The sequence below is a fragment of the Thauera sp. AutoDN2 genome, from assembly GCF_051280715.1.
Taxonomy (GTDB): Bacteria; Pseudomonadota; Gammaproteobacteria; order Burkholderiales; family Rhodocyclaceae; genus Thauera.
The window spans coordinates 61,759-74,799 of sequence record NZ_JBNCAR010000012.1 but is presented as its reverse complement, the minus strand read 5'-3'; the positions used below and the strand labels follow the sequence as shown (position 1 = coordinate 74,799).

The window sequence follows — 13,041 nt, the reverse complement described above, 5'->3', positions numbered from 1 at the left end:
GAAACCTTGAGGCTTACATGCTACGGCGGTACTGGCCACCGACCTTGTACAGCGCCTCGGTGATCTGGCCCAGCGAGCAGTAGCGCACCGCATCGACCAGCACTTCGAACACGTTGCTGTTGTCGATGACGGCCTGCTGCAGCTTGGCCTGCCACTTGGGCGCCTCGGCCTTGTTGCGGGCGTGGAAGTCGGCGAGGCGCTTCAACTGGCCCTGCTTCTCTTCCTCGGTCGAACGCGCCAGCTCGATCTCCTGCTGCGCCTGGCCCTTCGGGTTGAGGAAGGTGTTCACGCCGATGATCGGGTAGGAGCCGTCGTGCTTCTTGTGCTCGTAGTAGAGCGACTCCTCCTGGATCTTGCCGCGCTGGTAGCCGGTCTCCATCGCGCCGAGTACGCCGCCGCGGGAAGCGATGGCCTCGAACTCCTTGAGCACCGCCTCTTCGACGAGGTCGGTGAGTTCCTCGATGATGAAGGCGCCCTGGTTCGGGTTCTCGTTCTTGGCCAGGCCCCACTCGCGGTTGATGATGAGCTGGATCGCCATCGCGCGCCGAACGGACTCTTCGGTCGGCGTGGTGATCGCCTCGTCGTAGGCGTTGGTGTGCAGCGAGTTGCAGTTGTCGTAGATCGCGATCAGCGCCTGCAGCGTGGTGCGGATGTCGTTGAAGTCCATCTCCTGCGCGTGCAGCGAGCGGCCCGAGGTCTGCACGTGGTACTTCAGCTTCTGGCTGCGCTCATTGGCGCCGTACTTGTTCTTCATCGCCACCGCCCAGATGCGGCGGGCGACGCGGCCGATCACCGAGTATTCCGGGTCCATGCCGTTGCTGAAGAAGAAGCTCAGGTTGGGCGCGAAATCGTCGATGTGCATGCCGCGCGCCAGGTAGCTCTCGACGTAGGTGAAGCCGTTCGACAGCGTGAAGGCGAGCTGGCTGATCGGGTTCGCGCCGGCCTCTGCGATGTGGTAGCCCGAGATCGACACCGAGTAGAAGTTCTGCACCTTGTGATGGACGAAGTACTCCTGGATGTCGCCCATCATCTTGAGCGCGAACTCGGTGCTGAAGATGCAGGTGTTCTGGCCCTGATCTTCCTTCAGGATGTCGGCCTGCACCGTGCCGCGCACGGTCGACAGCGTCCACGCCTTGATCTTGGCGTACTCGTCCTCGGTCGGGTCGCGGCCGTTGTCGGCCTTGAACTTGGCGATCTGCTGGTCGAGCGCGGTGTTGAAGAAGAAGGCCAGGATGATCGGCGCCGGGCCGTTGATCGTCATCGACACCGAAGTGGTCGGTGCGCACAGGTCGAAGCCGTCGTAGAGCACCTTCATGTCGTCGAGCGTGGCGATCGACACGCCGGAGTTGCCGATCTTGCCGTAGATGTCCGGGCGCAGGTCGGGGTCGCAGCCGTACAGCGTGACCGAGTCGAAGGCGGTCGACAGACGATGCGCCGGCATGCCCTCGGACACCTTCTTGAAGCGGCGGTTGGTGCGGAAGGCGTCGCCCTCGCCCGCGAACATGCGGGTCGGGTCCTCGCCCTCGCGCTTGAACGCGAACACGCCGGCGGTGTAGGGGAAGGAGCCGGGAACGTTCTCCTTCATCAGGAACTTGAGCGTCTCGCCCTCGTCCTCGAAGTTGGGCAACGCCACCTTGCGGATCTTGCTGCCCGACAGCGAGGTGTGGGTGAGCTGGGTGCGGATCTCCTTGTCACGGATCTTCACCACGTACTCGTCGGCGGCGTACAGCGCCTTCTCGGTCGGCCACTGTTCAAGCAACTTCCTGGCCTGCGGGGTGAGCTCGCCATCCTTCCAGTTGATCAGCTCGTCAAACGAGCCGGCATCCTTGCCGCACTGCTCGAACAGGCCCTTCGCGATCTTCAGCGACTGGCGCTCGCGTGCGACGCGCGCCTGCTGCTCGACCTGCTTGTGATAGCCGCGGACGGTGTCGGCGATCTCGGCGAGGTAGCGGGTACGGTCAGCCGGGACGATGGCGCGCCCTTCGGACGAGGCGCGGACCTTCACCACCGGCAGCTTGCTCTTGGCGACCTTCAGGCCCTTGCCCACCAGCGCCGGCAGCATAGCCTGGTACAGCGCGGTGACGCCGTCGTCGTTGAAGCGCGCGGCCATGGTGCCGAACACGGGCATCTCTTCCGGACGCTGGCTGAACAGTTCGCGGTTGCGCTGGTACTGCTTGGCGACGTCGCGCAGCGCGTCCTGCGCGCCCTTGCGGTCGAACTTGTTGATGGCGACGAAGTCGGCGAAGTCGAGCATGTCGATCTTCTCGAGCTGGCTGGCGGCGCCGAACTCGGGGGTCATCACGTACAGCGACAGATCGACGAAGGGCACGATCGCGGCGTTGCCCTGGCCGATGCCGGAGGTCTCGACCACCACCAGGTCGAAGCCCGCCAGCTTGCACGCGGCGATGACTTCGGGCAGCGCGGCCGAGACTTCCGAACCGGTGTCGCGGGTGGCGAGCGAGCGCATGTAGATGTTGTCGTGCTCGATCGCGTTCATGCGGATGCGGTCGCCCAGCAGCGCGCCGCCGGTACGCTTGCGCGAGGGGTCGATCGACACGATTGCGAGCTTGAGCTTGTCGTCCTGGTCGAGACGGAAGCGGCGCACGAGCTCGTCGGTGAGCGAGGACTTGCCCGCACCGCCGGTGCCGGTGATGCCCAGCGTCGGCACCTTGGTCTTGGCCGCGGCGTCGATCAGCGCTTTCTTGACGTCGTCGCCATAGCCACCATTCTCGAGCGCGGTGATGATCTGTGCCAGCGCACGACGGTCGCCGGCGGCGAGCGCCTTCAGCACCGCATCGGCCTTTTGTGGCGCAGCCTTGGTGACGTCGAGATCACAGCGCTCGACGACGCTGTTGATCATGCCCTGCAGGCCCATCTTGGCGCCGTCCTCGGGCGAGAAGATGTGGGTGACGCCGTATTCGTGCAATTCCTTGATCTCAGCTGGCACGATCACGCCGCCGCCGCCGCCGAAGACCTTGATGTTCTCGCCGCCGTTGGCCTTGAGCAGGTCGATCATGTACTTGAAGAACTCGACGTGACCGCCCTGGTAGCTGGTGATCGCGATGCCCTGCACATCTTCCTGCAGCGCGGCGTTGACGATCTCGCCCACCGAACGGTTGTGACCGAGATGGATCACCTCGGAGCCGGTCGACTGCAGGATGCGGCGCATGATGTTGATCGAGGCATCGTGGCCGTCGAACAGTGCCGCGGCGGTGACGAAGCGCACCTTGTTCTTGGGCTTGTAGGGCGAGAGCTTGTGCGCAACGCTCAGGTCGGTCATGTCGAACCTCTCCATGGAATGGGCTAACTCTGCAATTTTAGAAGGCCCGCGAGCGGTTCGCCATTGCGCTTGCGGACGCCGATCGTGCAAAATCTGCCAATCTATATCGATTCCATGCCGATCCGAAGCGTCATGCCTGCCCAGTTCCCGGCTTCCAAGCAAGCGCACATCGCGCCTCCTGCGCCGTCGGCGCGCAGCCGACGGCGCAGGGCAACGGTTGCCACGGGCTTCGTCACCGGCATGCTTTCGGGCCTTCAGGGGCGCGGCGTGGACACCGCGCCCCTGCTCGCGCGCGCCGGCATCGCCCTTGCAGATACCGCCAGCCGCGTGCCAGTCGAACGCTACGCGGTGCTGTACAACCTGTGCATCGAAGCCCTGCAGGACGAAGCGTTCGGGCTGCTGCCACAACCCATGCCGGTGGGCAGCTTCGAGTTCCTGTGCCGCGCCATGCTGGGCGCCCCCACGCTGGAAGAGGCGCTCAATCGCGCCATCCGTTTCCTGCGCATCGTGCTTCCGGCCTTTCAGGTCCGTATACAGCGTGATGGTGCACGCGCCGAGCTCGTGCTGGACGACGGCGGCAGCCTCGGCGACGCGCGGGATTCACCCGCTCGCGTGTTCGCCTACGAATGGCTGCTGCGTCTGCTGCACGGCGTGGCAAGCTGGTTCGTAGGCCGAGGCCTGGCACTCGACGCGGTGGAGTTCCCCTACTCCCGCCCGCAGCATGCGGAGGACTACGCCCTGGTCTACACCGAGCACTCGCACTTCGACGCCGCACAGCTGGTGGCCCGGCTGCAGGCAAACCTGCTCGATCTGCCGCTGCGCCGCGACGAGGCAGCGCTCGCTGGTTTTCTCCACGGCGCACCGGGCAAGATCACCATGCTCTACCGCCGCGACCGCGAAATGGTGTTCCGCGTGCGCGACATCCTGCGCGACGCCCTGCCACTGAACCTATCGCTCGAGGACGTTGCCGACCGTCTGCACCTGTCCCCCCGCACCCTGCACCGGCGGCTCGAGGAGGAAGGCTCGGGCTTTCGCACCATCAAGGAGGCCACGCGACGCGACATCGCCTATGCGCGCCTGGCCAAGACACAGCACCCCGTCGCAAACATCGCGGCCGAACTGGGTTACGCTGATCCGTCCACCTTCTACCGCGCCTTTGTCGCCTGGTCGGGGATGTCTCCGGAGCGCTTTCGGAACCAGGCGCGCCCGCGCGCACGCTGAGCGGCGCATGGTGCGTTGCGAGGTTGACGTTAACGTCAATCTTTCGCCAACATAGTCCGGCGACGCGCCGCCCACATGCGGGATCCCGCCCATTACGGGAACGGCCGAATCGTGCAAAGATTCCGGGCACAGGATCCCGGCCACGTCAAGGACACACGGAGACAGCCTTGGGCAGCACGTCCCCCGCTGAAGACAACGGCACCCCCGCGGCGGCATTGTCACCCGAGCAGCGCAGGCGCTACGACCTGCTGCTGGCAGGGTTGGATCTGCTCGACCAGGCCATTGCCGTATTCGACGCCACGCCGAAACTCGTCACCTGGAACAAGGCGCTGCTGCGCCTGCTCGACTTTCCCGAGTCGATGGTGCGCGTGGGCACGCCCTTCGAGGCTTTCGTCCGCTTCAACGCCGAGCGCGGCGAGTACGGCCCGGGAGACATCGAACCCCTGATCCGGGAGCGCATGGCCGCCGCGCGCAGCTTCGAGCCGCACTACGTCGAGCGCGCGCGCCCGAATGGACGCATCCTCGCTGTCCGGGGCGTGCCGATCCCCAACCTCGGCTTCGTCTCGCTCTGGACCGACATCACCGAACAGCGTCGCTACGCGGCGGTGATCGAGGAGCAGAACACCCAGCTCGAGGCGCGTGTGCGCGAACGCACCTCCGAGTTGCAGGCGGCCAACGCACGTCTCGCGCAGGCGAACATCGAGATCGACGACATCGCCGGCGCACTACGTCGCAGCGAGAACCGGCTGCAACTGATCATCGACTCGATCCCGGCCCTGATCGCCTACGTGGACCGCGACAACATCTATCGCTTCGCGAACAAGGGCTACGCGGATTGGTTCGGGCTGACCAAGGAGTCGATTACCGGTCGCAGCATCGAGCAGGTGTTCGGGCAGGAGATCTTCACGCAGATCCTGCCTTACCTCGAGCGTGCGCGGGATGGCGAGCAGGTCAGCTACGAGTACGCCCGCCAGCTCGGCGACGGGCGCACCGTGCATGCACGCAGCGTGATCGTGCCCGAGTTCGCCTCCGACGGCACCACCGTGGGCTTCTTCGTGATGTCGACCGACATCACCGAGCAGAAGGCCAGTCAGGCCGCCCTGGTGCAGGCGCAGAAGATGGAGGCTGTCGGACAACTGACCGGCGGCCTTGCGCACGACTTCAACAACCTGCTCACCATCATCATCGGCAACCTGTCCGCGCTGCAGCAGCGCATCGGTGGCGGTGCGGGCGCCGAGTTCGTCGACCCATCCCTTCAGGCAGCGCGCCGCGGTGCGGAGCTGATCCGCCGCCTGCTCACCTTCTCGCGTCGGCAGACGCTGGAGCCGCGCGCAGTCGAGGTCGGCGCGCTGGTGCACAACATGACCCACCTGCTCGCGCGCACACTGGGCGAAACCATCCGCATCCACCTGCGCATGCCCCAGGCGCCGCTGCATGCGCTCGTGGACCCACACCAACTCGAGAACGCGATCCTGAACCTCGCAATCAACGCACGCGACGCCATGCCGGAGGGTGGCGAACTCACCATCGCGGTGGCGCCGCGCAAGCTCGACAAGGCACTCTCGACCGTGGTCGAGGTACCACCGGGCGACTACGTACAGATCGACGTGGGCGACAGCGGAAAGGGCATCGAGCCCGCAGTGCTGCAGCGCGTGTTCGAACCCTTCTTCACCACAAAACCCTTCGGCGGCGGCAGCGGCCTCGGGCTGTCGATGGTGTACGGCTTCGTACGCCAGTCGGGAGGCAACATCCGCATCCGCAGCACGCCCGGACGTGGCACGCATGTGCGCTTCGTGCTGCCGACAACAAGCGAAACAGCGATTGCCGAGAGCGCCGCACCGCGCCCCGCCGCCAACCTCACCGCCCTGTCCGGACCGGTGCTGCTGGTGGAGGACGAGCCCGAGGTGCGCAAGGTCATCCGCCTGCAGCTCACCACGCTCGGGTACACCGTGATCGAGGCTGCAGACGGCGTGGAGGCGCTCGGCCTGCTGCAGAATGTGGACGACATCGCGCTGCTGGTCAGCGACACGGTCATGCCCGGCGGCATCGGAGGACGCGAACTAGCGCGTCGTGCGCGCGCCCTTCGCGCGGATCTGCCGATCCTGCTCGTCACCGGGTACGCAAGCGAAACCGCACACGCAGACGATCTGCCCGCAGGCGTTCCGACCCTGCGCAAACCCTTCGACCAGGCCGCACTCGCCAGCGTGCTCGCCTCGGTTCTGACCTCGAATGCCCCGACGGAGACTGCCCCGCAATGCCCATGAGCCCGACCGACACCGCGCAGCCGACCATCTTTGTGCTCGAGGACGATCCCGATGTCGCGCGCCTGACCTGCATGAGCCTGGGCGAGTACGGTTTTCGCTGCGAACACATGAGCACCGGCCGCCAGTTGCTCATGCGTTCGCGGCAGACAGCCCCCGAGCTGTGCATCATCGACCTCGGCCTGCCGGACATGGACGGCATGCAGGTCGTACGCGAGCTCCAGGAGGGCAGCCCCTGCGCCGTGCTCATCCTCACCGGCCGCAACGACGTTACCGACCGTGTGCTCGGGCTCGAGCTTGGTGCGGACGATTACATCGTCAAGCCTTTCGAGCCACGCGAGCTTGTCGCACGCGTGCGCTCCATCCTGCGTCGCTATCAGCGCAGCGTAAGCCCATCCCAGGCGGACGCCCCCAACAGCGCACGCTTCGCCGGCTGGGAATTCGACGCCGCCCAGCACGCGCTCACCGCTCCAGACGGGCGCACGCTCTCACTCTCGGCAGCCGAGGCGGGCCTGTTGCTGACGCTGTTGCGCAGGCCGAACAAGATCCTTTCTCGCGAGCAGTTGCTCGGCGACCGCGACCTCGACCCCTTCGACCGCAGCATCGACGTGCGAATCTCGCGTCTGCGGCGCAAGCTCGACGACGACCCGCAGAACCCACGCCTGATCAAGACCGTCTACGGTGCCGGCTACCTCTTTTCGGCGCAGGTCGAGTGGTGCTGAGGGAGAAATGGCGAGCCGAAGGGCGAGCGGGCCGGAAACGATCGGCCAACGAATGGCGCAGACGAGACCCGCGTACGGGCATCCGCAGCGTCGGCCTTGCTGGCTATAATTATGAATTCTTAACTTCAGATCACAGGTACCCGCCATGTCCCAGCGCCCGTTCAAGATCCTCGGCATTCAGCAGATCGCCATCGGTGGTCCGAGCAAGGAAAAGCTCAAGACCCTGTGGGTCGACATGCTTGGGCTGGAAGTCACCGGGAACTTCGTCTCCGAACGCGAGAACGTGGACGAGGACATCTGCGCCATGGGCAGCGGCCCGTTCAAGGTCGAGGTGGACCTGATGCAGCCGCTGGACCCGGAGAAGAAGCCCGCGGTGCACGCTACGCCCCTGAACCATGTCGGCCTGTGGGTGGACGACCTCCCCAAGGCGGTGGAGTGGCTGAGCGCCAGCGGCGTGCGCTTCGCACCGGGCGGAATCCGGCGCGGCGCGGCCGGCTACGACATCACCTTCCTGCACCCGAAGGGCAACGAGGCGTTCCCGATCGGTGGCGAGGGCGTGCTGGTCGAGCTGGTTCAGGCCCCACAGGAGGTCATCGAGGCCTTCGCCCGGCTCGCCGGCAACTGATCCACTGCACCCGAAGGCACAAGGGCCTGCCAAGGCCGGCCCGCCTTCGGGCTTCCCGGCGCTGAAGCCGCCGGGTTCAGGCGCTTCGTCCGCAAAATGCGCCCGCGTACGAGCCCTCTCAGAGCGATGACGCGGAGAAGGTGTCGCAACTGCGCAGCGCCCCGCTCTGCAGTCCATTGCCGAACCAGCGTGCGCGTTGGGCCGCGCTGCCGTGCGTGAAGCTGTCCGGCACCGCATATCCCTGCGCACGCTTCTGCATGCGGTCGTCACCGACCGCGCTCGCAGCCGCCAGCCCCTCCTCGATATCGCCCGCCTCCAGCACCTGCCGCGCGCGCTGTGCGTGGTGTGCCCAGACACCCGCGAGGCAGTCGGCCTGGAGCTCGAGCCGCACCGAAAGCTGGTTCGCCTCACGCTCCGAAACCTGCTGACGGGTCTGTTGCACCTTGTCCAGAATGCCGAGCAGGTGCTGCACATGATGGCCGACCTCGTGCGCGATCACATAGGCTTGGGCGAAGTCCCCTGGCGCGCCGAAGCGCCGATGCAGCTCATCGAAGAAGGAGAGATCGAGATAGACCTTGCCGTCCGCCGGACAGTAGAACGGCCCCATCTCTGCCTGGCCGACACCGCAGGCGCTGCGCGTGGCGCCGGTGTAGAGCACCAGCCCCGGCTCACGATACTGCGCACCGCCAGCCTTGAAGATCGGCCCCCAGGTGTCCTCGGTATCCGCCAGCACCATGGACACGAAACGCGCCATCCCGTCTTCCGCCTCCGTGCGCGGCGAAGCCGTCCGAGGCGATTCGACGGCAGGGGGCGCCGCCACGTCGGCGGTGTTGAGCACTAGGCTCGGATCGATGCCGAAATACATCGCGACCAGCGCCAGAATAAGGGTGCCGATTCCGATCTTTCCGCCGCCGCCGAGCCTTCGACCGCCTTGCCCTCGCCGGTCCTCGACGTTGCGGCTTTCCCTGCCATTACGGAAATCCATGCCCCTGCTCCCCGCGCCGATCGATGATTCGATCATAGCAGCCCGAACGGAAGAAGGGCCCGCGCAGGCGAGCCCTTCCCGGTGCAGGGGATACCCGGATCAGGCAGCCGCCAGGCGGTCTTCCCGGATCGCGTCGTACTCGTCCTGCCAGAACCACTTGGTCTCGCCGAACGCGGGCACGAGCTGATCCAGCCAGGTCGCCTCTTCATCGTACTTCGCGAAGAAGGGGCGCTGCACCCAGTCGGGATTGCGCCCCTGGATGAAGCGCAGCACGAACACCTTCTCTCCCGCGATCTCGGTCACCCCCTGAATCTCCACCTTGCCCGGGCTTGCGCTCATGCTCGGGCCGCGCGCGGTACGGGCAAGGCCGGACACCTGCTGGATCGCCTGCTGGTAGATCTCCCAGGCGCGAGCGAGCGGCACCTCGAAGTAGTTTCGCGCGCCGGTGTCGCGTTCGACGAACATGTAGTACGGCACCAGTCCGAGCTTGACCTCCATCTTCCACAGCTTGGCCCACACCGCCGGGTCGTCGTTGATATGCGCGATCAGCGGCCCCTGCGCGCGGATCACCGCACCCGTCGCGCGCACGCGGCGGACCGCGGCCTGCGCAACCTCGGTGTCGAGTTCTTTCCAATGGTTGTAGTGCGCCATGATGGCGACGTGCTTGCCGGCCTCGACCAGCTGCGTGAGCAGGCGCATCAGGTCATCGGCATCTTCGGCCCCCAGGAAGCGGTGCGGCCAGAAAGTCAGCGCCTTGGTACCGATCCGGATGGTCTGGATGTGATCGAACTCGGGCCGCAGCAGCGGCTCGAGGTAGTCGCGCAGATGCCGCGTCTTCATCACCATCGGATCGCCGCCGGTGACAAGCAGGTCGGTGAGCTCGGTATGCTTGCGCAGATAGTCGTGCAGCGCGTTCGCCTCGGACGAGGCGATGCGCAACTCCTTGTCGCCAACGAACTGTGCCCAGCGGAAGCAGAAGGTGCAGTAGCTGTGGCAAGTCTGTCCCTGGCTGGGGAAGAACAACACCGTTTCGCGGTACTTGTGCTGCATGCCATCGAGCGGCTTGCCGTGTTCGTCGAGCGGCATGTTCATCTGCATCTGGTCGGCCGGATGCGGATTGAGCGCGTGGCGCACTTCGGCGATCGCACCCTCGAGCACATCCTTCGGCGCCTCGCTGCGCACCAGCTCGGCGATACGCGCATAGTGCTGCGGGGCGAGCATGCCGCGCTGCGGAAAGGTGAGTTGGAAGATCGGGTCGGCAGGGACATTGCTCCAGTCGATCAATTCGTCGATCACGTACTGGTTCACACGGAAAGGCAACACCGACGAAACCACCTTCATCTCGAAGCGTTGCTCCGGAGACAGCTGCGAAAGCTGTTCGATCCGGTCCAGATCACGCTGGGTATACACCTTGAATGGCACCGGCTCGAAGAATCCGGCAGCAGCCTTGGGAGCCGCGGCGCGGCTGGATACGGCCTTGAGTGCATGCACTTGAGCGCTCATGAAAGGTCCTCCTGGTCTGTTCTTGTCTCGCGGAACGGTCTCGCGCCGCCCACGGCACCGCACCGCATGTCGAAACATCGGCGCGTGGCTTGCATGGATGATGTGGAAGGGCCCTGCGGAATCAGGCTGCTGGGCAGCCCGGGGCCTGGATTGCACACCCCCTGGGAGAGGGGGCGGATGAGCGACCTTGATGATAGGTCACAAATTTGTTTTGCACAAATTTACAGATGCGTGGATGTGACCGGGCACGCATCCGAAAGTTCACTGCGCGCGCGCCAGCGCCTCCGATGGACGTTTCCTAAGGCCACACTGCCCGACCGCACAGGGCAGCAAATGCGCGAAGAACCAAAAAAAAGGCCTGCTTGCGCAGGCCCCGTGCCGACAGGCACCCGGGCGTTGCCCGGGTCTCCCTCCCCATCGATCGAAAGAAGTGAGTCCGATTATTCGAACTCGATGATCACTTCATCCACGGACAGGCTGGCACCCGGCTTCGCGACGATCTTCTTCACCTTGCCGTCCTGCTCGGCCTTGAGCACGTTCTCCATCTTCATCGCTTCGATGATGGCGAGCTTCTCGCCGGCCTTCACTTCCTGCCCCTCGCTCACCGAAACCTCGCGCAGCAGGCCCGGCATCGGCGACAGCAGGAACTTCGACAGGTCGGGCGGAAGCTTCTCCGGCATCAGCGACAGCAGGTGTGCGGCGCGCACCGTCATGACTATGGGCTCCACCTGCAGCCCGAAGTGCGAGATGCGGTAACGCAGGCCGCGGCGCTCGATCTGCAGGCCGACCGGTGCACCATTGACGGTGCCGGAGAACAGCAGGTCGCCGAAGGTCCAGCCGGACACGATGTTGTACGTCTTGCCCATGTGGGTGACGGCGAGCCCACCTTCGATCGCGGCAACGTGCATCGGATACTGCGTGCCGCCCATGACCACCACCCAATCCGTGGCCACCTTGCGGCCATGGCCGGCGAGTTGCCCCTCGATCTGCACCGCGCGCTCGATGTAGCGCATGCGGGCAAAGGTGGCGACTGCGGCAAGCAGCGCCGGATCGTCGTGCGGCACCATCGAGGCGTCGAAGCCCTGCGGGTACTCCTCGGCGATGAAGCCGGTGTTGAAGTTGCCCGAGCAGAACCGCGGGTGCTGCAGCAGCGCGGCCTGGAAGGGGATGTTCGAACTGATGCCGCGGATCACGAAGGCATTGAGCGCGTCCCGCATGCGCTCGATGGCTTCCTGGCGGTCCTTGCCGTGCACGATGAGCTTGGCGATCATCGAATCGTAGAACATCGAGATCTCACCGCCCTCATACACGCCGGTGTCGACACGCACGCCATTGCCTTCGGCCGGTGCCTGGAACTTCACCAGGCGACCAGTGGACGGCAGGAAGCCGCGGAACGGGTCTTCGGCATTGATGCGGCATTCCATCGACCAACCGTCGATCTTCACGTCGGCCTGGCCGAGGGGCAGCTTCTCGCCATACGCCACGCGGATCATCTGCTCGACGAGGTCAAGGCCGGTAATCAGCTCGGTGACCGGGTGCTCGACCTGCAGGCGGGTGTTCATCTCCAGGAAGTAGAACTCCTTGGTGGCGCCGGAGACGACGAACTCGACCGTGCCGGCAGACTCGTAGTTCACCGCACGCGCCAGCGCCACGGCCTGCTCGCCCATCGCCTTGCGCATCGCGGGGTCGACGAAGGGGCTCGGCGCCTCCTCGATGACCTTCTGGTGACGACGCTGGATCGAGCAGTCGCGCTCGTTCAGATAGACGTAATTCCCATGCGAGTCGCCCAGCACCTGGATCTCGATGTGGCGCGGCTCGAGCACGTACTTCTCGATGAAGACGCGGTCATCACCGAAGGCGTTGCGCGCTTCGTTGACGCAGGAGGCGAAGCCTTCATGCGCTTCCTTGTCGTTGAAGGCCACGCGCAGCCCCTTGCCGCCACCGCCGGCGGAGGCCTTGATCATGACCGGATAGCCGATCTTCTTCGCGATCTCGACTGCCTCGTCGGGGCCGGAGATCGCGTCGTTGTAACCGGGAATGGTGTTCACGCCAGCTGCGATCGCCAGCTTCTTCGACTCGATCTTGTCGCCCATCTTGGCGACCGAGTAATGCTTCGGGCCAATGAACTTGATGCCTTCTTCTTCCAGGCGGCGCGAGAACTCGGCGTTCTCGGACAGAAAGCCGTAGCCCGGATGCACCGCCTCGGCGCCGGTCTGCTTGCAGGCGGCGATGATCTTGTCGATCACCAGATAAGACTCTTTGGACGGCGCCGGGCCGATGCAGACGGCCTCATCAGCCATCTCCACGAATAGCGCGGCCTTGTCCGCCTCGGAGTGCACCGCGACGGTGGCGATGCCCATCTTGCGGGCGGTCTTGATGACGCGGCAGGCAATCTCGCCACGGTTTGCAATCAGGATCTTCTTGAACATGTGACTATTCCTCGT

The 13,041-nt window shown here is 65.2% G+C and carries 8 protein-coding genes; 4 read left to right on the top strand and 4 right to left on the bottom strand.

What is annotated here, in order from left to right; translation table 11 throughout:
• Positions 1 to 13: 13 nt before the first annotated feature.
• Positions 14 to 3,280 carry a fused isobutyryl-CoA mutase/GTPase IcmF gene (gene icmF, locus ACPT9U_RS09125; protein ID WP_435750682.1) on the bottom strand — a complete coding sequence of 1,089 codons (3,267 nt, stop codon included), beginning with the start codon at positions 3,278 to 3,280 and terminating at the stop codon, positions 14 to 16.
• Positions 3,281 to 3,520: 240 nt separating this feature from the next.
• Here icmF and ACPT9U_RS09120 point away from each other — a divergent pair, with 240 nt between their 5' ends.
• From ACPT9U_RS09120 to ACPT9U_RS09105, 4 genes are all read left to right on the top strand, one after another.
• A complete protein-coding gene (locus ACPT9U_RS09120) occupies positions 3,521 to 4,501 on the top strand; it encodes an AraC family transcriptional regulator (RefSeq protein WP_418363787.1) in 981 nt (326 codons plus the stop codon).
• Positions 4,502 to 4,668: 167 nt separating this feature from the next.
• Positions 4,669 to 6,765 carry a PAS-domain containing protein gene (locus ACPT9U_RS09115; RefSeq protein ID WP_435750681.1) on the top strand — a complete coding sequence of 699 codons (2,097 nt, stop codon included), beginning with the start codon at positions 4,669 to 4,671 and terminating at the stop codon, positions 6,763 to 6,765.
• Complete coding sequence (locus tag ACPT9U_RS09110; protein WP_435750680.1) at positions 6,756 to 7,484, top strand: response regulator transcription factor; 729 nt, start codon at positions 6,756 to 6,758, stop codon at positions 7,482 to 7,484. The genes ACPT9U_RS09115 and ACPT9U_RS09110 overlap by 10 nt, the downstream gene beginning before the upstream one ends.
• Before the next feature lie 145 nt (positions 7,485 to 7,629).
• A complete protein-coding gene (locus ACPT9U_RS09105) occupies positions 7,630 to 8,109 on the top strand; it encodes a VOC family protein (RefSeq protein ID WP_435750678.1) in 480 nt (159 codons plus the stop codon).
• Between the two features lie 118 nt (positions 8,110 to 8,227).
• Here the strand turns inward: ACPT9U_RS09105 and ypfJ are convergent, their stop codons facing one another.
• The 3 genes from ypfJ to accC all read right to left on the bottom strand — a co-directional run bounded on the left by ypfJ (position 8,228) and on the right by accC (position 13,026).
• Positions 8,228 to 9,094, bottom strand: a complete 867-nt coding sequence (gene ypfJ, locus ACPT9U_RS09100) for a KPN_02809 family neutral zinc metallopeptidase (protein WP_418363678.1) — start codon at positions 9,092 to 9,094, stop codon at positions 8,228 to 8,230.
• Positions 9,095 to 9,193: 99 nt separating this feature from the next.
• Positions 9,194 to 10,597 (bottom strand): KamA family radical SAM protein, encoded by a 1,404-nt coding sequence (locus ACPT9U_RS09095; RefSeq protein ID WP_435750677.1) that lies wholly within the window; start codon positions 10,595 to 10,597, stop codon positions 9,194 to 9,196.
• Between the two features lie 440 nt (positions 10,598 to 11,037).
• A complete protein-coding gene (gene accC / locus ACPT9U_RS09090; RefSeq protein ID WP_435750676.1) occupies positions 11,038 to 13,026 on the bottom strand; it encodes an acetyl-CoA carboxylase biotin carboxylase subunit in 1,989 nt (662 codons plus the stop codon).
• Between the last annotated feature and the right edge of the window lie 15 nt (positions 13,027 to 13,041).